Annotated in this window: 17 protein-coding genes; 8 read left to right on the forward strand and 9 right to left on the reverse strand. The window is 68.0% G+C overall.

Annotation, left to right across the window (positions count from 1 at the left end; genetic code table 11):
- Together WS54_RS31245 and WS54_RS31250 are read left to right on the forward strand one after the other, a co-directional pair.
- Positions 1-858, forward strand: coding sequence for an ABC transporter permease (locus WS54_RS31245; RefSeq protein ID WP_059781813.1), 858 nt, complete (start codon positions 1-3; stop codon positions 856-858).
- Positions 855-1,739: an ABC transporter ATP-binding protein gene (locus WS54_RS31250; protein WP_236872848.1), complete on the forward strand. Its 885-nt coding sequence runs from the start codon at positions 855-857 to the stop codon at positions 1,737-1,739. The genes WS54_RS31245 and WS54_RS31250 overlap by 4 nt, the downstream gene beginning before the upstream one ends.
- On the opposite strand, the gene WS54_RS31255 is transcribed toward WS54_RS31250, so the two are convergent.
- Positions 1,693-2,601, reverse strand: coding sequence for an alpha/beta fold hydrolase (locus WS54_RS31255; RefSeq protein WP_108042046.1), 909 nt, complete (start codon positions 2,599-2,601; stop codon positions 1,693-1,695). The two genes, WS54_RS31250 and WS54_RS31255, sit on opposite strands and share 47 nt — an antisense overlap.
- A gap of 86 nt (positions 2,602-2,687) precedes the next feature.
- Here WS54_RS31255 and WS54_RS31260 point away from each other — a divergent pair, with 86 nt between their 5' ends.
- Together WS54_RS31260 and WS54_RS31265 are read left to right on the forward strand one after the other, a co-directional pair.
- Positions 2,688-3,074 (forward strand): MerR family transcriptional regulator, encoded by a 387-nt coding sequence (locus tag WS54_RS31260; RefSeq protein ID WP_059781744.1) that lies wholly within the window; start codon positions 2,688-2,690, stop codon positions 3,072-3,074.
- Positions 3,075-3,185: 111 nt separating this feature from the next.
- The gene (locus tag WS54_RS31265; RefSeq protein ID WP_059781742.1) at positions 3,186-3,725 is read left to right on the forward strand and encodes a toxin; all 540 of its coding nucleotides are present in this window, start codon (positions 3,186-3,188) and stop codon (positions 3,723-3,725) included.
- A 22-nt stretch (positions 3,726-3,747) separates the two neighbouring features.
- Here the strand turns inward: WS54_RS31265 and WS54_RS31270 are convergent, their stop codons facing one another.
- Positions 3,748-4,155, reverse strand: a complete 408-nt coding sequence (locus WS54_RS31270; protein ID WP_179955231.1) for a VOC family protein — start codon at positions 4,153-4,155, stop codon at positions 3,748-3,750.
- A 347-nt stretch (positions 4,156-4,502) separates the two neighbouring features.
- Positions 4,503-8,096, reverse strand: coding sequence for a YadA family autotransporter adhesin (locus tag WS54_RS31275; RefSeq protein ID WP_059781740.1), 3,594 nt, complete (start codon positions 8,094-8,096; stop codon positions 4,503-4,505).
- A gap of 1,128 nt (positions 8,097-9,224) precedes the next feature.
- On the opposite strand from WS54_RS31275, the gene WS54_RS31285 reads away from it, so the two are divergent.
- Positions 9,225-10,040: a response regulator transcription factor gene (locus tag WS54_RS31285; RefSeq protein WP_059781738.1), complete on the forward strand. Its 816-nt coding sequence runs from the start codon at positions 9,225-9,227 to the stop codon at positions 10,038-10,040.
- A 22-nt stretch (positions 10,041-10,062) separates the two neighbouring features.
- On the opposite strand, the gene WS54_RS31290 is transcribed toward WS54_RS31285, so the two are convergent.
- Positions 10,063-12,234, reverse strand: a complete 2,172-nt coding sequence (locus tag WS54_RS31290) for a TonB-dependent siderophore receptor (RefSeq protein WP_059781736.1) — start codon at positions 12,232-12,234, stop codon at positions 10,063-10,065.
- A gap of 275 nt (positions 12,235-12,509) precedes the next feature.
- On the opposite strand from WS54_RS31290, the gene WS54_RS31295 reads away from it, so the two are divergent.
- The 3 genes from WS54_RS31295 (at position 12,510) to WS54_RS31300 (ending at position 15,199) form a co-directional block, all read left to right on the forward strand.
- The gene (locus WS54_RS31295; protein WP_034209063.1) at positions 12,510-13,421 is read left to right on the forward strand and encodes a DUF72 domain-containing protein; all 912 of its coding nucleotides are present in this window, start codon (positions 12,510-12,512) and stop codon (positions 13,419-13,421) included.
- Positions 13,422-13,592: 171 nt separating this feature from the next.
- Complete coding sequence (locus tag WS54_RS34065) at positions 13,593-13,763, forward strand: hypothetical protein (RefSeq protein WP_179949065.1); 171 nt, start codon at positions 13,593-13,595, stop codon at positions 13,761-13,763.
- A gap of 275 nt (positions 13,764-14,038) precedes the next feature.
- Positions 14,039-15,199 carry a glycoside hydrolase family 53 protein gene (locus tag WS54_RS31300; protein ID WP_059781811.1) on the forward strand — a complete coding sequence of 387 codons (1,161 nt, stop codon included), beginning with the start codon at positions 14,039-14,041 and terminating at the stop codon, positions 15,197-15,199.
- A gap of 42 nt (positions 15,200-15,241) precedes the next feature.
- Here WS54_RS31300 and WS54_RS31305 read toward each other — a convergent pair whose 3' ends face one another.
- From WS54_RS31305 to WS54_RS31325, 5 genes are all read right to left on the reverse strand, one after another.
- On the reverse strand, positions 15,242-16,555 hold the full coding sequence (locus tag WS54_RS31305; protein ID WP_059781733.1) for a sugar efflux transporter: 1,314 nt from the start codon (positions 16,553-16,555) through the stop codon (positions 15,242-15,244).
- Positions 16,556-16,559: 4 nt separating this feature from the next.
- Positions 16,560-18,530: a beta-galactosidase gene (locus WS54_RS31310; RefSeq protein WP_059781732.1), complete on the reverse strand. Its 1,971-nt coding sequence runs from the start codon at positions 18,528-18,530 to the stop codon at positions 16,560-16,562.
- Positions 18,531-18,566: 36 nt separating this feature from the next.
- On the reverse strand, positions 18,567-19,418 hold the full coding sequence (locus WS54_RS31315) for a carbohydrate ABC transporter permease (RefSeq protein ID WP_034209473.1): 852 nt from the start codon (positions 19,416-19,418) through the stop codon (positions 18,567-18,569).
- Between the two features lie 11 nt (positions 19,419-19,429).
- Positions 19,430-20,347 (reverse strand): carbohydrate ABC transporter permease, encoded by a 918-nt coding sequence (locus WS54_RS31320; protein WP_034209060.1) that lies wholly within the window; start codon positions 20,345-20,347, stop codon positions 19,430-19,432.
- A 79-nt stretch (positions 20,348-20,426) separates the two neighbouring features.
- Positions 20,427-21,665, reverse strand: a complete 1,239-nt coding sequence (locus WS54_RS31325) for an ABC transporter substrate-binding protein (RefSeq protein WP_034209059.1) — start codon at positions 21,663-21,665, stop codon at positions 20,427-20,429.
- Between the last annotated feature and the right edge of the window lie 28 nt (positions 21,666-21,693).

Below are 21,693 nucleotides of genomic sequence, written 5' to 3' on the forward strand. Positions count from 1 at the left end.
ATGACGGACACCGCCGCGCGCAGCGGTGCGCGCGCGTCGCACCCACCCGCTTCGCCGCCCCGTGTTGCCCGGCGCGACCCGCTGCGCGCATGGCGTATCGCGGGCCTCGCGCTGCCGTTCGTCGCACTCGTGCTGCTGGAGTTCGTGGTGCGGCGCGGCTGGCTGCCGGATCATCTCGTGCCGGCGCCGAGCGAGATTCTCGATACGCTCGCGCGGATGGGCGCCACGCGGCTCGCCCGTCACGTCGGTGCGAGCACGCTGCGCGTCGCGGCCGGCTTTGCGGCCGGCGCCGGGCTCGCGCTCGTCGTCGGCGCGGCGATGGGCCTGAGCCGCCGGATCGATGCGCTGTTCGAACCGACGTTCCAGGCGCTGCGAGCGATTCCATCGCTCGCATGGGTGCCGGTGCTGCTGCTGTGGCTCGGCATCGACGAGGCGCCGAAGATCACGCTGATCGCGATCGGCGCGTTCTTTCCGGTTCACCTCGCGGTGGTCGCCGGCATTCGCGACGTGGACCGCAAGCTCGTCGAGCTCGGCACGGTGTACCGGCTCGGCCCGCTCGCGCTGTTCCGTCGGATCCTGCTGCCGGCCGCGCTGCCGCAGATCGTCACCGGTCTGCGGACCGGCCTCAGTCTCGCGTGGATGTTCATGGTCGCCGCGGAGCTGATCGCGGCCACGCGCGGCCTCGGCTTCCTGTTGAGCGACGGCCGCGAAACCGGGCGCCCCGATCTCGTGTTCGGCGCGATCCTGCTGCTCGCGTTGCTCGGCAAGCTGACCGACGGCGCGATGCGCCGCATCGAGTCGCGCTGGCTCGGCTGGCGCGATGCGTTCGGCGGTGCGTCGCGCGAGGGCGGGCAATGAGCGCCTACCCTTCCATGCGCCCGACCGCCGGCGTCGCCACGCCGCTGCTCGACCTGCGGATCGCCCGCAAGCCGTACGGCGATCGCACGATCCTGGCCGACATCGCGTTGCAGGTCGCGCGGGGCGAGATCGTCTGCGTGGTCGGCCCGAGCGGTTGCGGCAAGAGCACGCTGTTGCGGATCGTCGCGGGCCTGGACCGGGATTTCCGCGGCAGCGTAACGCTCGACGGCCGCGCGCTGGCCGGGCCGTCCGCGCGCGTCGGCGTGATCTTTCAGGAACCGCGGCTGCTGCCGTGGCTGTCGATCGCGGACAACGTCGGCTTCGCGTCCGGTGCGCGGGGCGGACGCGATCCGAGCGTCGCACGCTTGCTCGACGAAGTCGGCCTGGCCGGCGTCGCGCGGCAACTGCCGGCGACGTTGTCGGGCGGGATGGCGCAGCGCGCCGCGATCGCGCGCGGGCTGTTCGGCGAGCCGGATCTGCTGCTGCTCGACGAACCGTTCAGCGCGGTCGACGCGATCACCCGGATGCGCTTGCAGACGCTGCTGCTCGATGTCGTCCAGCGGCACCGGATGGCCGCGATCGTCGTCACGCACGATCTCGACGAAGCGCTGTATCTCGGCGATCGCGTGCTGATGCTCGCACCGAACCCGGGCCGCATCGACGACGTAATCCACGTCGACGTCGCACGGCCGCGCGATCGGCGCGATCCGTCGCTGGCCGCGCAGCGCTCGCGGCTGCTCGATGCGTTCCAGCGCTTTCACGATCGCGCGGCGGGCCACGGCCGGCATGCCGGTCGCGCCGGCCTGACGTCGCCGGCCCGCGCGACACCCGACTTCACGGCGAAGACGCCGACCGGACGAACGCGGCCAGATCGCGATTGAACCGCTCGGCTTCCTCGATGAACGGCGCGTGCCCCGATTCCGCGTACACCTTGCTGACCACGTGCGGGTTCAGCTCGGCCGCGCGGGCCAGCGTCGCGTGCGTATCGACCAGCGCGTCGCGGCCGCCGTAGACGAAGAGCAGCGGCACGCGCGCGTTGCCCAGCCCCGCGGCGGCGAACACCGACATCGTCGGGATGGCCTTTTGCATGTCCCACGACGCCATCGCGGCGTTGGCGAGCAAGCGCTCGAACGTGGCGGCGTTCGGCCGACGGTTGAAGCACAGACCGACGAACGTGCGCTCGCCGTCGAGATGCGTTTTCAGATCCGCCGCATTCATGTCTCGGTACACGTCCGGATGATCGACGATCTGGCCCGGCGCAAGCTCGACCACGCCGTCGACGTACACCGCGCCCGCGATCGCGCGATCGCCGTATTTGGCGAGGTAGTTCGAGATCACCACGCCGCCGAGCGACCAGCCGACCACGACCGGCTTGCGCGCATGCGCGCCTTCGATGACCGCGGCGAGATCGTCGCCCCAGCGGGTGCCGTCGCGATACGGCTGCGCGCCGGACGGCTTGTCCGACAGCCCGTGGCCGCGCAGATCGTACGTGATGATCCGGAATCGGCGCAGTTCGGGGCTGTCGACCTGCGCGTCCCAGTTCAGGCGGCTGCCGAGCAGGCCGTGAATCAGGATGACCGGTACGCCGTCGGGGTCGCCGCTTTCCTGAACGGCCAGCTTCACGCCGTCCGTCGACGTGACGGTATAGCTCAGCGGCGCGGCGGCCGCGTCGTGCGCCAACGCGAACGGCGTCAGCCACCCGATCGCGACAAGCAACCAGCGGATCAGCACTCGGGTATTCACGATTGTTCCTCCAGGCATGAACGGACGCCCAGTCTCAACCCTCACACTGATGTGAGAGTCAAGCGAATCGTGTTAGCCTGCCTCTCATGAAAAACCCGCCTGCTTCGCCCCCGCTGACCATCGGCAAACTCGCGCAGCTCACCGGCGCGAGCGTGCGCTCGATCCGGCACTACGACGAGCACGGCCTGCTCGCGTCGGTGCGCGCGGCCAACGGCTATCGCCTGTTCCCCGAAAAAGCGGTGACGCAGGTCAAACAGATTCAGCGCATGATCGCGACCGGTTTCACCCTCGACGACATCCGCGGCTTTCCGGACTGCATGCTGCTGATCGACGGCGCGCGTTCGTGCGATCAGATCACCGACGTCCAGCGCGAACGCCTCGAAGCGATCAACCGCCAGATCGCCGATCTCGAAAAGCGGCGCGCGCGGCTCGTCAAGATGTTGCGGGACGGCGCGGTGCCGCCGCTCGATTGATCGATGCGCGGCGGGTTCGCCGGCGGCCCGCCTTTTCCGCCACGGATACCGGTCCGCCCGCGCGCTTCGGGCACAATACGCACCCTCACCTTTTTGCCCGTGGTCACACACATGCGCGTCATCGTCGTCGGAACGAGCGGATCCGGGAAATCCACCTTCGCCAGCGCGCTGGCCGCCGCCGCGGCCTGCCCCTGCATCGAACTCGACCGGCTCTACTGGGGCCCCGGCTGGACCGCCGTGCCGCCCGCGCAGTTCGAGCGGGAGGTGCGGGCGGCGACGGCCGGCGACCGATGGGTCGCCGACGGCAACTACAGCGCGGTGCGCGACGTGCTGTGGTCGCGCGCCACGCACGTCGTCTGGCTCAACTTCGGGCGATGGACGGTGTTTTCCCGCGTGCTCCGGCGCACGATCGGCCGCGGGCTCATGCGCACCGAGCTGTTTCACGGCAACCGGGAATCGCTGCGGATGGCGTTCTGCTCGCGAGACTCGGTGCTGCTGTGGTCGTACACGACATTCGCGAAAAACCGCGTCAAGTTCGCCGGCTTGCGCGACGACCCGAAATACGCGCATCTGCAATGGACGGAGATCACCCAGCCGTCGCGTACCCGCGCGGCCATCGAGACCCTCGCCCGCGTCGGCTGTCGCGATTGACGGCGGCACGAACCGCGTCGCGTCAATCGTCGAAGGTGCCGCGATATTCCGGCGCGGCATCCGCGCGCGTGTTCAGTTCGAACATCACGCCGCCCGGCGCGCGGCAAAAGAAGCGCGAGCCGCGCCCGTTGTTGAAGACGCCGGTCTCCATCGCGACGCCCTCCTCCTTGAAGCGCGCGAACAGCGCCTGGACGGCATCGAGGCTCGGCAGTTCGAAGCCGACGTGGAAATTTGTCGGCCACGCGGGCACACCGTCGCCGGCGTGATCGATCACGACGTCGAATCCCGGGCGTTTGAGGATCCACGATTTGTCCCAGCTTCCCGCGATCGTGAAGCCGAGGTATCGCTCGAAGAAGCGGGCCGTCGCCAGTGTGTCGGCGGAAGGAAAGCTCAAGTGGTTGAGCTTCATCGTGGGTGTCGTTTCGTTCATGATCGCGCTCTCCGATGCGGTGATGGGCGCAGGCCCCATGCCGTGCCGCCCGATGACGTCAGAATACGAGCGCGGGTTCGCATCCCACAACTCGCATTGGACGTTCCGCCGCACGGGCGCGAAACCCTTGCGGGGCCGAGCGCGGCGGGATGACGACGATCACGGCGAAAGGCGCCACTCGCATTTGCGACGGGTACCGTCGATGCGGAATGCCCGAGCGGACGGCGACGCGAAACGACGACGGCCCGGGATTCGCGAACGAACCCCGGGCCGCCGATCGGCCGCAGGTACCGGGCTTCACATGCGTTGCCCGGCACCACGCATCGCTCAACGCTACGCAAGCTGCATCAGAACTGATAACCCGCGCCGACCACCGCGCCGAAGTCCGACCGCGCGTTGCCCGTTACCGATGCCTTGACGACCCAGCGGTTGTTCTCCGTCACGTACGAGTAGCCGGCTGCGAAGCCCTGCTGGCCGTGATAATTCGACGTCGCCGCCGACACCATCGAGCGCCCCGCGCCGGTCGGCTGCGGCAAGCCGGCCACCGCCATCGCCGACGCGACGCCGCCGTACATGTCCTTCTTCAGGTCGTTGAACGAGTTGTACACCTGCCCGATACGCTGGTCGGTATATCCCTTCGCCTGCGTCGACGCCGTCGCGAGGTTGTCGTTCAGCTGCTGCACGTTCACCGCGTCGGTCGGCGCCGTGCCGGCCGCGACGTTCGTGATCTGGCGCTCGCTGCCCTTCGCGCCGACCGAGAACGAGTTGTCGCGATCGGCGACGGAGCCCTGGCCGACCGCCACCGCGTTCTTGCCGGTCGCGGTCGCCGTCGACCCGATCGCCCCCGCGTCGGCGCGCGCGATCCATGTCGTGTTCGCATCGGTCGCGGCCGCGCGGATCTTGTCGTTGGCCGCCACGTTCTTCAGCGCGTTGTTGAACTGCCCCATGTTGACCGCGTCGTTGTCGTTCACGCCCGCCGCGACACCGGTCAGCACGCGGTCGCCCGCCGTGCCGGAGAAGTTCACGCTCGCGCCGCCCGAATCCTTGCCGACCGTGATCGCGCCGTTCGGGTCCTGCTGCTGCACGAGGCCGGCCTTGCCGTTCGCGATGTTGGTCACGCTGCCTTGCAGGTTCGAAATGTCGGTGGTGTTCTTCGCCACCTGCTGGTTGGTCGCGTAGAGCTGCGAACCGTTCACCGCGTCGGTGCTGGTCGCGCCGAGCGTGCCGGCCTGCACGTTGGTGATGCGCGTGCCGCCCGCACCGCCGAGCGTGATCGTGCTCTTGGACCCATCGTCGTACTGCACCGCGAGCGCGCCGAGCTGGTTCAGGCTCGACTGCACGTCCTTCAACTGCTTCACGTTCACCGCGTCGGTGTCGCTGGTGCCCGCCGCGACGTTCTTCAGCACGACCGCCGACGTTGCGTCGCCGCCGACGAGCGACACCGAATTCAGCCGGTTGCCGCTCGCGTCGACGTCGTACTTGACGACGTTCTTCACGGCTTCGCCGGCCTGGTTCGACACCTGCGTGATCTGCTGTTCGAGCGCGGTCTTCACGCCCGACAACTGGCCGCCGTTCACCGCATCCGTGCTGCCCGCGGCGAGGTTGCCGTCGGCCACGTTCGTCAGCTTCGTCGGCGCACCGCCGCGCGCGGCGTTGAACGCACCGAGCGTCGGGTCGAATTGCAGCGCGTCCTGTTGCAGCCCGGCAATCGCGGCGGTGTTGCCCGCGATGTTCGTTTCGGCATTGCCGATGCGCGTTTCGTGATTCGCGAGCGTCGTCGTGTTGCTGCCGACGCGGCCGTCGAGGTTCGTCAATGCGTCGCCGACGTTGTCGAACGCGCTGCCGCCGATCTTGTAGTTCGGTGCGCCGATCGAGCCGTCCGGGTTCGCTGTCGCGCCGCCGCCGAGCGCGGCCGCGGCGCCGTCGGTCGCGCGGCGCAGTTGCGCGCCGTTCACCGCATCGGTGCTGCCTGCCGCCACGTTGCCTTCCGCGACGTTGGTCACGCGCACCGGGCTGCCGCCGTTGCCCGCGCCGAGCGACACCTGCCGCTTGCTCGGATCGTCGTATTTGACCGCGAGCGCATCGAGCTGGCTCGTCCCGTCGTGAATCGCCGCGTTCAGCTGATCGACGTTGACCGCGTCCGTTCCGCTCTTGCCTGCCGCGACGTTGCTGATGAGCTGCGGGCCGTGGCCGCCGTGGCTCGCATCGTACGCGCCGAGGGCCGGGTTCCATTGCAGCGCGTCCTGCTGAAGAGCCGCGATGTTGCCGGTGTTCGTCGTCACCTGGTTGCCGACAGTCGCGATCGACTGGTTGAGCGTGTCGGTCGCCTTGCCGAGCTGGCCCACGTTCACCGCATCGCCTGCCGCCACGCCGTCCGCGACGTTGTGCAGGCCGACCGGCGCCGCGGCGCCCTGGCCGCCGAGCGTGACGCCGCCGTGCGCATCGTCGTCGTACTGCACCGCGTTCTTCGTCGCGGTGCCGATCTGGCTGGTAATCGACGTGCTCAGGTTGCCGAGCGTCGTGCTGAGGTTGTTCGTCACGCTCGTGCTGAGCGATGCGAGGCCGCCCGTCAACTGGCCGACGTTGACGGCGTCGTGGACGTCCTTGCCGTCCGCGACGTTGTGCAGCGTCGTGCCGTTCGGGCCGGCGAACGTCACCGAGTCGAAGCCGCTCGCGCCGTCGTACTTGACGTTGCGCGTATCGGCCGCTTGCAGGTTGACGATGTTCGACGCCGCGGTGCTCAGCGACCCGTTGATGCCGGTCACGCTGTTCTGCAGGTTCGCGATGTTCGAAGCCGCCGTCGAAACGGACGTCTGCAGCGGCGCGAGGCTGCCCTTCAACTGGCCGACGTTGACGGCGTCGGTATCGGCGACGCCGGCGGCCACGCCGCCGATCGTCGTGCCGGTGGCGCCGTCGAGCGCGATCGCCGCATGCGAGTCGTCGGTGTATTTCACGACGTTCTGCGTCGCGGTGACGATGCTCGTGCTGAGGCTGTTGCCCACGCTGGTCACGCGCTGGTCGACGTTCGAGATCGAGGTCGACAGCGCATTGCCGACCGACGTCACGCGTGCGTCGACGTTGCCGATGGCCGTGCTCAGCGTGCCGTTGACGTTCTTCAACTGCTGGACGTTGACGGCGTCCGTATCGGCCGCGCCCGCCGCGACGTTCTTGAGCTGGCGCTCGCTGCCGAGCGCGCCGAACGAGACCGCGCCGCCGACCGGCGCGGCCGTGCCGCCGAACACGGGCGTGCCGCCGTTGTTCGCGCCGACACTGCCCGAGCCGATCGCGACCTGGTTGTTGTCGTTCGTCTGCGCGCCTGCACCGATCGCCACGGACTGCGTGCCGGCCGCACGCGTCTGCGTGGCCGCATCGTACGATGCGCCGGCCGATACGCCGTCGCTCGACGTCGGGTTCGCGCCGCCGATCGCGACCGAGCGGTCGCCGCTGGCGAGCGCCGAATGGCCGAGCGCGATCGAGCTCGTGCCGTGCGCATCCGCGACGTTGCCGAGTGCCATCGAGAAATCGCCGACCGCCGCCGACTGGCGGCCGATCGCCAGCGCCGTGTTGCCCTGCGCGACCGCCACCGTGCCGATCGCGGTGGACGAGTTCGCCAGCGCCTGCGAGCCGACCCCGATCGCGATCGCGCCGCCGCTGCTGCTGCCGCCCTTGCTGCTCGCATTCGACTGGTCGCCGATCGCGATACCGCTGGCGCCTGCTTTCGCATTGGTGCCCTGCGTCACGTTCGTGGTACTGACTGCGACGTAGCTGCCGTTCTTCGTTGCCACGCACAGCGGGTTGGTGCCGTCGATGCACTGGCCGTTCAGCGCGTTGTCCGGGTTGCCGCGGTCGACGAAATTGTCCGCGTGCGCGGCGCCGGCGATCAGCACACCCGCACCCGTGAACATCGCGGCGGCAAGCGCCGAAATCTGCTTCCTCTTCATGGTCTTCTGCTCCGTTGTGTAGCGTCTGGTTTGAATACGGACTACTTACTTTTATTGACAGCTTCGACTTCGATTGCGACTTCGGTTCGGACGCGGGTTCCGGCGCCGTGCGAGCCATGCCGACACGACACGCGTCGATCACCCGTTTCGACCGGGCGGTCGAACGCCCGGGGCGCGCCGTCGGCCTGACGTCCCGCTCCGTTAATTCGACAATTGCATTAGGAATACGTATTGATTCTCATGGACGAGTCTTTCCCCGGCCGAATCCGGAGATTCAACCCGTCGCCATGTACTTCCCCGATTTGTCGCCGCGCCGATCGCGACCCACACTGCTTCTTTTATTTCATCCCGGCAACCCGGGTTTCACTCCGCGCAGCGAGCATGTGCCTGGACAGTCATCAATTGATGCGCCGGCCCCGGATCAGGCAACGTCCGTCACCGCTTGCGGCGCTTTCGCTGCCCTGCCACCCGTTACTCAAAGTTCGGACGAATTATGAGACACGGAATTAAATTATTAAAGGCGACATTCTTTATAGATTGTAAAATTCCAAATATTCAATGACTTACGGAAAATCAACCCATTCCGCAAACGATTTCGCGCCAGCACCTTCATTCAAGATCTTTTGCCGAGCGGATAAATACTTTGCCAAAGCGGATTCCAATAATTCTTTTCCCTAAAACGCGATCCAAAAACCAGCCGGCCGCACGACTTCTCACTCGATATACGCGTAAACCACGAGCAATGATGCACGTCGACGTTTCACGTTCCTGTCGAAAACCGCCATTTTCGATAATCACGAAGATGGAATGGTGAGAATGGATCCATCATGTCTGGCCGGATTCCCAATATGCTCCTACAATTCCGCTCGCATCGATTCCGGCAGCCGCGATCGCCGTCCATGCGAGCACGGCGATCCGTCGCGTCCTGCCGATTCGGCGATCAAGACGACGTACGCCGCGCGATGCGTCGAGCGGTTGCCGGCCGCGCGGTTCCGCGTCGTCCGGAATCGATGCGAGCGTGCGATGCGTCGTGATGCATCGCCACGCAGCGGCGTCCCACGTTTCCCGCTCACCGGGCAGGCCACCCGCGGAAAACGCAGCCAACCGCCTTTTCACAACAGGTGCACGATGCCTTCATCGATCTCCGCATTGCGCGACGCGCATATCCTGATCGTCGACGATCAACCCGACCAGCTCCGTTTGCTGACCGACATGCTGCGCAGCACGGGATGCAGGATCAGCGTCGCATTCGACGGCGCGCAAGCGTGCCAGCGCGCGCAGGCGCTGATGCCCGACCTGATCCTGATGGACGTGCGCATGCCGCGCATGGACGGCTTCACCGCGTGCCGCCTGCTGGCCGCCGATCCGCTGACGGGCGCGATCCCGATCATCTTCCTGACCGTGGCCGGCGCGTTGCACGAACGGCTAGAGGGGCTGGAGATCGGCGGCGTCGACTATGTGGTGAAGCCGTTCGAGCCGGCGGAGGTGATCGCGCGGATTCGCGTGCAGCTTTCGCGCGCGAAACGCGAACGGGCCACCGGGACGGAGCCGGCGGAAAGCCCGTTCGCGAGCGGCAACGACGACGACATCATCGTGCGCGCGGCCATCCGCCACCTGTCGCGCACGCTGAACGATCCGCCGACGGTGGAGGAGCTGGCGCGTGCGGTCGGCACGCACGAAAAGCGCTTGTCGCGCGCGTTTCGCGACAATCTCGGCCAGACGGTGTTCGAATATCTGCGCTACGAGCGGCTGCGGATCGCGCAGGATCTGCTGGACTCCACGTCGCTCAGCATCGCCAGTATCGCCAAGGAAATCGGCTTTTCCACGCCGGCCAATTTCGCCACCGCCTTCCGCGAACGTTTCGGCATCACGCCGACCGAATGGCGCCGGCAGGGCCATGCCGGCGCGCGCACCGCTCGCCGGGAGCCGCAACGCCGCGTGTAGGCCGGATGCGACACGCTCGCGCTCACCAGTTGTATTTCGCGCTCGCCAGCACGGTCCGCTCGTTGCCGAACACGCACACGGCGTACGACTGACAGCCGCTGACGTAGCGCCGCTCGAACAGGTTCGCGACGTTCACCGCGAAACGCCAGCGCGGCAGCTCGTAATGGATCGCGAGGTCGTAAAGCGTCGCGCTCGGCACCGTCAGCGAATTGTCCGGCGCGCCGGCCGATGCGCTCTGGTAGCGCACGCCGCCGCCGATGCCGAAGCCCGCCAGCGCGCCCGTGCGCCAGGTCCAGTCGGCCCACATCGACGCCATCTGCCGCGGCAGCGGGACCGACACCGGCCAGTGGTTCAGCGACGCGTCGTTCGCCTGCACGTTCTTGACGTCCTGATAGAGATACGACGCGACGATCGACAGCTCGCGCGTCACCTGGCCGACCGCGCTCAGCTCGATACCTTGCGAGCGCACCTTGCCGGTCTGCACCGACGTCGTCGCGGTCGGGTCGAGCGCGACCGGCGTCGGCGTCACGACGTTGGTCTGGTCGATCCGATACACGGCCGCATTCAGCATCAGGTTCCGGCCGGCCGGCTGCCAGCGCAGCCCGGCCTCCGTCTGCGTGCCGCGGGTCGGCTTCGGCAGGCCGCCGCCGTACATGCGCACGCCGATGACCGGATCGAACGACGTCGAATAGCTGACGTACGGCGACAACCCGGCGTCGCCGCGATAGGTGAGCCCGACCCGCCCGGAGAACGCACTGACGTCCTGCTGCGCATGCGTGCCGGCGGCCCGGTCGTCGAACCGCGCATTCACGACGTCCTCGCGGCCGCCGAGCGTCAGCGTCCAGCGCCGCCAACGGATCTGGTCCTGCGCATACACGCCGACCGCGTTCATCGCGGTGTACTGATCGACGTGGCCGAGCGACGTCGGACCGGAGAAGATCGCGGCCGTCACGGGCCGATAGACCGGGTGATACAGGTCGAGCGACGGGGCGAGCGCAAGCAGCACGCTGTTGGTCGTCGTCTGCCGGTCGAACTGCAGGCCGAACAGCAGCGTATGTTCGAGCGGCCCCGTGCCGACGCGCGCCTGCGCACGATTGTCGATGTCGAGCCGGCTGTAGTTGAGCTGGAACAGCCCCGCGAAACGCATCATGTTCGTCGTGCTGCGGGGCGCGAAGCCGTTGCCGAACACCGTCGCATCGTCGAGCGACAGGTGCGACCAGCGCACGTCCTGATGCAGCGTCCAGATCGCGTTCACGCGGTGTTCCAGCGCGTAGCCGAGCGACCATTGCTTCTTGCGGTAGTCGTTGAACGACGGGTCGCCCATGTAGATGTCCTGCGACAGGCGGCCGTTCGGGTTCGGCAGCACCGTGCCTGACGCGGGCAGGAAGTTCGACGAGATGTCGCCGCTGTCCTGCAGGTACGTCGCGGCAAACGTCAGCGACGTGTCGGCGTTCGGCCGCCACCGGAACGACGGCGCGAGCGCGACGCGCCGGTCGCCGTTCGGGCCGGTCACCGCGTTGCCGTCGCGCGCGACGCCGACGAAGCGGTACGCAGCCTTGCCGTCAGGGTCGAGGCTGTCGCCGACATCGAGCATGGCCTGCTTGCGCGCATCGTTGCCGAGCTGCACGCCAGCTTCGCGCACGCGCGCACCGTCGGCGCGCTTCGTCTGCGCGTCGACGATCGCGCCCGGCTCGCCCGCACCGTACAGCACCGACGTCGGCCCGCGCAGCACCGCGATCGAATCGATCGTGTACGGATCGACGCGCCAGTTCGCGATCACGGCCGTGTTCGGCGCCGGCAGGCCGTCGACGTACAGCGTCGGCGTGAAGCCGCGCAGCGCCGCATACCAGTCGGTGCGGCTGTCGGCGCCGAACGTCGCGAAGCCGGGCACGTAGCGCAACGCCTGGTTCAGGTCGGTCGCGCCGGTCATCTCGATCTGTTGCGCGGTGACGATGTCGATCGTTTGCGGAATCTCGTCGATCGGCGTGTCGGTCTTGGTGCCGGTGGCGGTGCGCCGCCCGACGAGCCCGACGGCCGAAGCATCGGCCGGCCCTCGCACGTCGATGGCCGGCAGCACGGCCGCCGCCCCCGGCGCCGATGCCTGCGCGTGCGCACCGCCCGCGGCGGCCGCGCACCACGCTGCGCCTGCCGCGATCGCCATTGCGCGCCGCCCCGTCCCTGTCTCCGTCCACATCGTCTCGATACTCCGTCGTGCTGGGTTGGCCCGTTCGGCCGGATCGACGAACCGCGTATCGCCCGGGTCCGTCCGGTGGTGTCGTGATTGCCGTGCCGGCGAAGGCAGTGAAGCGTGAATCGGTACGCACCGACCGATTGCGCCGTTCGCGAGCGCAGCGATCATACCGGCCGAACGTGGCGCGGTCTTTAAAAAAGAATTGGACCGACGGCGGCGGCACGCATCTTGCGCGTCGCCCGAACCGCATCAGGGACCCGGCGCAGCCGGGCATCGACGTGACACGCACATCCGGCAGGATTCACATCGGCATTTCAGGCTGGCGCTACCCGGGCTGGCGGGGGACGTTCTACCCTGCCGACCTGAAGCAGGCCGGCGAGCTGCGGTATGCAGCGGGCCAGATGCAGACGATCGAGATCAACGGCACGCACTACAGCCTGCAAGCGCCGGACAGCTGGCGGCGCTGGTATGCCGAAACGCCGCCGGGGTTCGTGTTCAGCGTCAAGGGTTCGCGCTACCTCACGCACATCCTGCGTTTTCGCGACGAGACCGCCACGGTCGCGTGCGCGAATTTTTTCGCCCAGGGGCTGTTCGCGCTGAAGGAGAAGCTCGGGCCGCTGCTGTGGCAATTCCCCCCGTCGCTGCGTTTCGACCCGGCCCACATGGAGCGCTTCCTGAGCCTGCTGCCGCACGATACGGAAGCCGCGCTCGCGCTCGCCCGCCGGCACGATTCGCACGTCCGGGCGCCATATCTGGAGATCGACCGCAAGCGAGCGTTGCGTCACGCGGTGGAAGTGCGACACGACAGTTTCGTGGATCCGGCGTTCGTGAAACTGCTGCGCCGCCACAAGGTCGCGCTCGTCGTGTCGGATTCGACCGAGGCGTGGCCTCAGTTCGAGGATCTGAGCGCGCGGTTCGTGTACATGCGGCTGCACGGCACCGAAACGAAGTATTCGGGCGAATACGCCGACGCGGCGCTCGAGCGATGGGCACGCCGGATCGACACGTGGAGCCGGGGCGCGCAGCCCGACGATGCGCGTCTCGCCGCACCGGCGCTGCACCCGCCACGCGCTGCGACGCGCGACGTGTACTGCTATTTCGACAACGACACGAAAACGCAAGCGCCGTTCGACGCCAGGCGGCTGATGGCGCGGCTCGGGCTGCACGCGCATGACACGGCGGCCGAATGAAGCGGCCGGCAAACTGCACGCCGAACACGCCGCCGGAAACCGCGAGGCCGGGCGCGAAAGATGCTCCGGTGCTGCCGGATCGCACGTCCTCGTCGCGCGCACCGCGCGCCCGGTAAATTTTTCACGACCGGCAACCGGCGCCATGGGCCAACACTGCAAGGAGAAAAAGCGATGACCCTGCTCATCTACCTGGTCGGATGGATCATTTTCATCGGCGGCGTCGTCTGGGGTTTGATGACGCTGCACGTCGCCCAGCACATCATCGAGATCGTGGCCGTCATCCTGTTCGGCATCGCGGTCATCACCGGCGCGACGCGCGCCCGGAATCGCGACCGCTCGTAGCAGGGCGCCGGCGCGTGCCCGCCCCGCACGGTCGGACGGCATCGTCCGGATTCCTCACGTACGTCGCTGGCCGTTTCGTACGCACGGCGGGACGCCGGGAAAGCGGGCGCCTCCGCGCCTCACCAGATAGTAGGCAACGCATGCGTCCTTTGCGTCGGCGGCAGCGGTTGCGCTACGCTCGATTCGGCCTCGTATCGGGGCTTGAAATTTAAGCGCTTAAACTTTTGATGTCGGCGATCCCGCACCCGACGGGATCCCTCACCTGGAGGATGACGATGAACAGACGATCGATGCTGAGCTGGAGCGTTTCGACCGCGGCACTTGCCTGTCTCGACCTGGCCGGCCCGCTGCCGGCCTTCGCACAGGCCGTCACGCGTGCCGCAGGCAGCGCCCCGTTCGCGATGGGCGCCGACGTGTCGACGCTACCGGAACTCGAGGCGCACGGCGCGCAGTACTTCGACCGCGGGCACCCGCGCGACTGCCTGAAGATCCTGCACGCGCACGGCGTCGATTCGATCCGCATCAAGGTATGGAACGATCCGGGCAATCCGGACTTCTTCCCCGCGAACCAAAGCGCCCCGGCCGGCTACAACAACGCGGCTCATGTCGTTGCGCTCGCCAGGCGCGCGGCCGCGCTCGGAATGCGCATCCTGATCGATTTCCACTACAGCGACTGGTGGGCCGACCCCGGCAAGCAATACCCGCCGCATGCGTGGGCCGGCAAGAATCTCGCCGATACGTGCGCGCTGCTGTCGGCTTATACGACCGACGTGCTGCGCCAGTTGCAGCGCGCCGGCGTGCGGCCCGAGTGGGTGCAGATCGGCAACGAGATCACGGGCGGCATGCTGTGGCCGCTCGGCCGCTACGACCAGTGGGACAACCTCGCTCAATTGCTGAAGGCGGGCCGCGATGCGGTGAAGGCCGTCGACCCGCGCATCAAGGTGATGCTGCACATCGACAGCGGCGGCGACAACGCGAAAAGCCGCTGGTGGTTCGACAGCGCGACGCAACGCGGTGTCGCATTCGACGTGATCGGCCTGTCGTATTACCCGCAGTGGCAAGGCGCGCTCGACGACCTGCGCAACAACGCGAACGATCTCGCGGTGCGCTACGACAAGGAACTGATCGTCGTCGAGACCGCGTATCCGTGGACCACCAGCGACGGCGACTCCGAGCCGAACGCGATGACGAACACGGGCTCGACCGCGTTCCCGCCGTCGCCGGCCGGGCAGGCGCAATTCCTCGCGGCGGTCGTCGATATCGTGAAGGGGGTGCCGGGCCGTCGCGGCGCCGGCGTGTTCTGGTGGGAGCCGGAGTGGATTCCGACGCCGGGCGTCGGCTGGAAGGTCGGCGCGGGCGACCAGTGGGACAACAACACGTTGTTCAATTTCCACGGCCACGCGCTGTCGTCGCTCGACGCATACCGCCAGCGCTGACGCGGCACGGCCGACGGCATCACCGCACCGGCGTATCGCGCGTCAGTGCGGTGCATCGACACGGCGGCGCGCAGGCGCCGCCGTGTCGCTTGTGCCGCTCGTGCCGCTTGCGCCACCGGCCCGGCCGCGCTCGCCGCGCGCATCCCGGGCGAGCAGCGCGAACGCGACGAGCGCGAGCCCGCAACAGCCCGCGAACGTCGCGCGATAGCCGAACAGGTCGACGCACGCGCCCGACAGCACGCCCGACGCAATCGAGCCGACGCGCGCGGTGCTGAAGAACATCGCGGTGGCGGTGCCGGGGCGCGTGGGCATCAGGTCGCATACGCGCGTCATCCCGAGGCACGACGTAATCGCGACCACGCATGCGCTCAGCAACTGCAGCGGCAGGATCGCGTCGACCCGCGACACCGCCGCGAGCCCGACGAAATACGCCGCATGCACGAGCGCACACGCCGTCAGCCAGCGCGCCTTGTCGAGCCGCGTTGACCGGATGCCGAGCCACAGCATCATCGGAATCTCGAGCAATGCGGCCAGGCCGAGCGCCGCCGATACGTTCGTCGGCGTGCCGCCGAGTCCGCGCACGATGTAGAGCGGCAGCACGATCATCGTCGCGTTCGCCGCGAGCCCCATCAGCGTGAGCGCGACGAGAGTCCGCAGCACGCGCGCGCGCGGCGCGACGACGGCCGCCGTCGCGTCGTCCGGCGCTGCCGCGGTGCGATCGACTGCGCGCGCATGCGTCGCCGTGGGCCACCGCACGGGCTCCGGAATCCGCGCGACGATCGCCGCGCATGCGACGAAGCCGGCGGAAGCGGCGAGAAAGAGTCCGGCGAAACCCGTCTGCGCGAGGATCAGCGCGCCGAGCGCAGGACCGAATACCCATGCGATCGACAGCATCGTGCGCAGCGCGGCCGACGCGAGTTCGCGCTGCGCGTCGTCGGCGACGGGCAGCACCGCGCGCGCGAACGAGAAGATCTGCGACAGCGACACGGCGCCCGCGCCGAGCAGGATCGTGCCGGCGGCGATCACCGGCCCGTGCGCCCGCAACATGCACAGCAGCGCGAAGCCCAGCGCGGCCGCCGCGAGCGACACGACGAGCAGCGGCCGGTGCCGGTCGCGGCGATCCGACCAACGCCCGGCCCACGTGCTCGCGACGACCCCGCTCGCCGCGATCAGCGTCATGAACACGCCCGCGAGCAGCGGCGACATCCCCGCCGCTTCCACGCCGAACAGCGACAGGTACGGCGCGGTGAACGACATCGCGACGCCGAGCAGCAGCGCCGCCGCGGACAGCGGCACGAAATGCGCGATCCCCGCCAGGCGCGCGACATGCAACCGCAGCGACCGCAACGACTGCATCGCGTCAGTCCGGCTCGACCCACGCGGCAACGTCCACCGCGCCAAGTTCCCGGCCGCCGAGGACGAAGCGCGCACCGTCCGGCACGGGCAGCGTGCACGGCGCGTCGCCGTAGTTGAACGCGAACGTTACGCGCCCGCGTCGACGCAACCGCACGCCGTCCGGCAGCGCGCGCATCGAAAGGCCGGCATCGCGTGCGCAGCGGGCAACGATCGCGCGCAACAGCGTCCGGTCGAAACAGGCCGTCGCCATCGTGACGCCACCGCGCCGCACGAGCACCGGCACACCGTCGTCGCATGCGGCGAGCACGTCGATGCCGGCCGTCGATTCCATGTCGATGTGATCGTGCCATTTCAGCGCATGGCCGTCGACACCGTCGAACGACACCCGCGGCGCGAGCGACGGCCGCAGCGATTCGACCTGGCCGATCCGCACCGGCAGCACGTCGCGCAGCTTGCCCGGCGCGAGACCCGGCGCGATCGCGAATTCCGCGGTGCGCGAGCCCGTGCGCGGCCCGAACAGCCAGTGCGCGCGTCCGCTCGCGGCCTGCTCGACGATGCGCTCCGTCACGACCGGCAGCGTCGGCGCGACGACGAACGCATAACGCGACACGTCGGCATCGGCCGCAACGATGTCGACGTCGAGACCCAGCTCGCGCAACGCGCGATACCAGTCGAACGCGTGCTGCTGATAGTCGAAATCGGCGCCGTGCGGCTGGATCCGGATCATCCAGTCGGCCTCGTAGTCGAACAGCAGCGCGACGCGCGCCGTCTCGCGCTCGCCGACGACGAGCGCAGGATCCAGTGCGGCGATCTCGCGTGCGACGCGCGCCACTTCATGACCGCCCGGCGACAACCGGTCGTCCGGTGCGTTGAGCCCCGAGTGCAGTTGCTCCTGCGCGTGCGGATACTGTCGCCAGCGGAAATACGACACGAGTTCCGCGCCGTGCGCGAACGCTTCCCACGTCCACATCCGCACCGCGCCCGCGTGCGGCACCGGGTTGTACGGCCCCCAGTTGACGGGCCCCGCCTGTTGCTCCATCACCCACATCCGGCCGTTGCCGACGCCGCGATACAGGTCGTGCGAGAACGCCGACACGTCCGGATGCCCGGTGCGGGCCCAGCGTCGCTTGTCGGCTTCGTCGAGCGGCAACACTTCGGTACGCGGCACCGGATAGCTGTCCCACGCGGCGACGTCGAGCCCGCCTCGCGCGAACGCGTAGTGGTCGAACTCGGCGAAAAAGCCCATGAAGTTGTGCAATACGTCGCGGCCCGGCGCGTGCGGACGGATCGCGTCGACCTGCGCGGCATGGAACCGCGCGACCGCGTCCGACTGATAGCGCCGGAAGTCGAGCAGATGCGCGGGATTCGCGTCGGTCGGCGTATGGCGCGGCAGTTCGATCTCGTCGAAGCCGCGATACTCCATGCTCCAGAACACGTTGCCCCACGCGCGGTTCAGCGCGCCGATATCGCCGTAACGCGCGGCGAGCCACGCGCGAAAGCCTTCGAGCGCCGCCCGCGTATAGCTGGGCAGCGTGTTGTGGCAGCCGAGTTCGTTGTCGGTCTGCCACGCGATCACCGCCGGATGTGCGCCGTAGCGCCGCGCCATCGCGTCGGCGATGCGCACGCAGTGCTCGCGATACACGGGGCTCGCGATGTCGTAATGGCGACGCGAGCCGAACTGCCACACCGCGCCGTCCGCGCCCACCGGCAGAATCTCCGGGTGGCGATCGACGAGCCACTTCGGCGGCGCGGCGGTCGGCGTGCCGAGCACGATCTTCAGCTGCCGGCGCGCGAGCGTGTCGATCGCGTCGTCGAGCCACGCCCAGTCGTAGCGGCCCGGCTCCGGCTCCATCCGGCTCCACGCGAATTCGGCGATCCGCACGCGGGTCAGGCCCAGTTCGGCCATGCGCCGCGCATCGCGATCCCATTGTTCGCGCGGCCAGTGTTCGGGGTAGTAACAAACGCCGAGATGCATCGTGGATTCCTTGCTGAAGAAAGAGGATGGGACGGATCAGCCCTTGGTCGCGCCGAACGTGAGCCCCGCGACGAAGTGCTTCTGCATCGCGAAGAACATCGCGACCGACGGCAGCGCGGCGAGCACCGAGCCGGCCGACACGATGTTCCAGGCCGTCGTCCACTGCCCTTTGAGCGCGGCGACGCCGACCGTGATCGGCGCCGCGTCGTCGCCTTGCGTGAGGCACAGCGCCCAGAAGTAGTCGTTCCACACGAACGTGAACACGAGGATCGCGAGCGCCGCGAGCGCGGGCCGCACGAGCGGCAACACGACGCGCCAGTAGATCGCCCACTCGGACGCGCCTTCGACGCGCGCGGCCTCGATCAGCTCGAACGGCAGCTCGCGGATGAAGTTGCGCAGGAACAGCGTGCAGAAGCCGGTCTGAAACGCCGTATGGAACAGCACGAGCGCCCACACGGTGTTGTAGAGCCCGACGCCGAGCATGATCTGGCGCACCGGAATCATCAGAATCTGGATCGGCACGAAGTTGCCGGCGACGAACAGCCCGAGCAGCACGAGATTGCCGCGGAAGCGGTAGTTCGCGAGCGCGTGTCCGGCGAGCGACGCGAGCAGGATCGACGCGGCGACCGACGGCACCGTGATCAGGATGCTGTTCGCGAAGTAATGCAGCATCGGCGTCTGCGTGAGCGCGGCGCCGTAGTTGTCGACCAGCGCGAACTGCTTCGGCCAGTCCCAGTAACGACCGGCCGCGATCTCGTCGGTCGAGCGGATCGACGTGACGAGCACCGCGAGCAGCGGCACGAGCCACAGCACGAGCGCGCACGGCAGCGACAGCCGGTACAGCAGACGGGCGGGACGTCCCCAGCGGGACACGGGCATCGGATACATGTTGGTCATCCTTACGACTCGACGCGCACCAGCTTGCGAAGCTGCCACACGATATAGACGAGCATGATCGCGAACAGCACGACCGCAATCGCGGCCGAATAGCCTTCGCGGTAATACTTGATCGCCTGATCGACCATGAAATACGCGAGCACGGTCGAGCTGTCGAACGGGCCGCCGCCCGTCATCACCGAGATCAGGTCGAAGCTGCGCAGCGCGCCGATCACGGTCAGCACGACCGCCATGAACGTCGCGGGCCGCAATTGCGGCAGGATCACGTGCCACAGCAGCGTGAAGCCGCGCGCGCCTTCCATCCGCGCCGCTTCGACGATCTCGCCGTTGATGCCGGTCAGCCCGGTCAGGTAGAGAATCATGCAGAACGGAATCTGCGGCCACAGCGCCGCGGCGATCACGCCGTAGGTCGCATAGCGCGGATCGCCGAGCACCGGGATCCCGTGCCCGACGATCAGCTTCAGCAGCCCGAACGTCGGATCGTAGAACCACGAGAACACGAGCCCGACCACGACGCCCGGCAGCACGAACGGCGCGAAGAACAGCGACTTCACGAGCCGGATGCCGAACACGTTCTGGTTCAGGTACAGCGCGAGCGCGAGGCCGAGCGGCGGCGCGGCGAGAAACAGCACGAGCCACAGCACGTTGTTCTTCAGCGCGACGTAGAACGTGTCGGACTGCAGCAGCTCGCGATAGTTGTCGAGCCCGGCGAACGTCATCGGCGTCATCCCGTCCCAGTGATGGAAGCTCAGCCAGATGCTGCTGACGATCGGGTACAGCACGAACACGGTGAAGAGCGCGAAGCCCGGCAGCACGAACCACAGGGCCGCGCGGTTGCGCCGTCGCGCGAGCGACGCGCGCGCATGCCGCCGCGGGCCGGCATCGCGGCGCGCGGCGCTTTCTGACAGGCTGGTTGACATGAGGTGACCTTCGACGAAACGAACTTAAAGGTGGCGACGAAGCGCCGGACCGGCCGCGCCGGCCCGGCCGCGCGGCGCATTACTTGCGGTAGATGCGCTTGCGGGTCTGCTCGAGGCGCTGCAGGATCGCATCGAGCTGCGTCGGATCGGACAGGAACTGCTGCATCGCCTTCATCCCCTCGTCGGCCATTTCCTTCGTCATGTCGCGGTCGTAGAACTGCGCGATTCCGCCCGGCGTCGTCGCGAGCGTGCGGAAGCCGATCTTCGAGATCGGATCCTGCGGCTCCGGCGCCTTGTTGTTCGACGGCAGTTGCCCCATCCCCTTCGCGAACTCGCCGCTCACCGCCGGTTGTCCCATGAACGCGAGGAAGCGGCGCGCATCGGCCTTGTTGTGCGCCTTCGCGGGGACGATCAGCACGTTGACCGGGCCGTCCTCCGCCAGCGGCACCGATGCGTCGATCGCCGGGAAGCGGAAGAAGCCGATCGGGTTGCGCGTCGCGCTCAGCAGTCCTGCCGAATACCAGGTGCCCATCAGCGTCATCGCGGCCTGGCCGTTGACGATCAGCGGGCTCAGCGAATCGACGTCGTAGGACAGCGCGTTGTCGATGAAATACTTGTCGTCGATCAGCTTCTTCCATGCCGCGTACACCGCCCGCACGCGCGGATCGGTATAGGCGACGTCGCCGGCCATCAGCTTCTGGTGGAACGCATAGCCGTTGATCCGCAGGTCGAGGTAGTCGAACCACGCGGCGAGCGTCCACGCATCGCGCGCAGCCACCGCGATCGGCGCGATGCCGGCCGCCTTCAGCTTGCGGCATGCGTCGAGAAACTGCGGCCAGTCGGCCGGCTCGCCGTGAATCCCCGCCTTCTCGAACAGATCCTTGCGGTAGAACAACCCGTACGCGTCATAGCCGAGCGGCAAACTGTAGAGCTTGCCGCCGTAGGTCGACGACTGCTTGACCGACGCATACGTGTCGTTCCAGCCGTTCTTCTGCCAATCCGCGCTCAGGTCCTCGATCAGCCCGCGCTTCGCGAAATACGCGAGCCGTTCGCCGTTGTTCCAGCTCAGCACGTCGGGCGGATCGGTCGCGAGCCACCCGGACATCTGCACCTTGTACGCCTCCTCGCCGACGTAGCTGACCTTCAGGTCGATATCCGGATTCGCCTTGTGGAACTGGTCGAACGCTGCCTGCCACGTCGCGCGCTGGTTGCCGCGCGCGGCGACGTTCACTTTCAGCGTGCCCGCGTCGGCCATGCCCGCGGCGCACGCCGCGGCAGTCGTCAGGGCAAGCAGCAGTCGGCTCGCACGAAGTCTCATCGTTGTCTCCTGGTATTGGTGTATCGGA

This window comes from Burkholderia sp. NRF60-BP8, from assembly GCF_001522585.2.
Lineage (GTDB): Bacteria > Pseudomonadota > Gammaproteobacteria > Burkholderiales > Burkholderiaceae > Burkholderia.

Bases quoted from the DNA above. Each gene is read 5' to 3' on its own strand.
- WS54_RS34065 (WP_179949065.1), top strand. From the start codon at position 13,593: ATGACCCTGCTCATCTACCTGGTCGGATGGATCATTTTCATCGGCGGC.
- WS54_RS31315 (WP_034209473.1), bottom strand. From the start codon at position 19,418: ATGTATCCGATGCCCGTGTCCCGCTGGGGACGTCCCGCCCGTCTGCTG.
- WS54_RS31310 (WP_059781732.1), bottom strand. From the start codon at position 18,530: ATGCATCTCGGCGTTTGTTACTACCCCGAACACTGGCCGCGCGAACAA.
- WS54_RS31305 (WP_059781733.1), bottom strand. From the start codon at position 16,555: ATGCAGTCGTTGCGGTCGCTGCGGTTGCATGTCGCGCGCCTGGCGGGG.
- WS54_RS31275 (WP_059781740.1), bottom strand. From the start codon at position 8,096: ATGAAGAGGAAGCAGATTTCGGCGCTTGCCGCCGCGATGTTCACGGGT.
- WS54_RS31265 (WP_059781742.1), top strand. From the start codon at position 3,186: ATGCGCGTCATCGTCGTCGGAACGAGCGGATCCGGGAAATCCACCTTC.
- WS54_RS31260 (WP_059781744.1), top strand. From the start codon at position 2,688: ATGAAAAACCCGCCTGCTTCGCCCCCGCTGACCATCGGCAAACTCGCG.
- WS54_RS31250 (WP_236872848.1), top strand. From the start codon at position 855: ATGAGCGCCTACCCTTCCATGCGCCCGACCGCCGGCGTCGCCACGCCG.
- WS54_RS31270 (WP_179955231.1), bottom strand. From the start codon at position 4,155: ATGAACGAAACGACACCCACGATGAAGCTCAACCACTTGAGCTTTCCT.
- WS54_RS31290 (WP_059781736.1), bottom strand. From the start codon at position 12,234: ATGTGGACGGAGACAGGGACGGGGCGGCGCGCAATGGCGATCGCGGCA.
- WS54_RS31285 (WP_059781738.1), top strand. From the start codon at position 9,225: ATGCCTTCATCGATCTCCGCATTGCGCGACGCGCATATCCTGATCGTC.
- WS54_RS31245 (WP_059781813.1), top strand. From the start codon at position 1: ATGACGGACACCGCCGCGCGCAGCGGTGCGCGCGCGTCGCACCCACCC.
- WS54_RS31320 (WP_034209060.1), bottom strand. From the start codon at position 20,347: ATGTCAACCAGCCTGTCAGAAAGCGCCGCGCGCCGCGATGCCGGCCCG.
- WS54_RS31300 (WP_059781811.1), top strand. From the start codon at position 14,039: ATGAACAGACGATCGATGCTGAGCTGGAGCGTTTCGACCGCGGCACTT.
- WS54_RS31325 (WP_034209059.1), bottom strand. From the start codon at position 21,665: ATGAGACTTCGTGCGAGCCGACTGCTGCTTGCCCTGACGACTGCCGCG.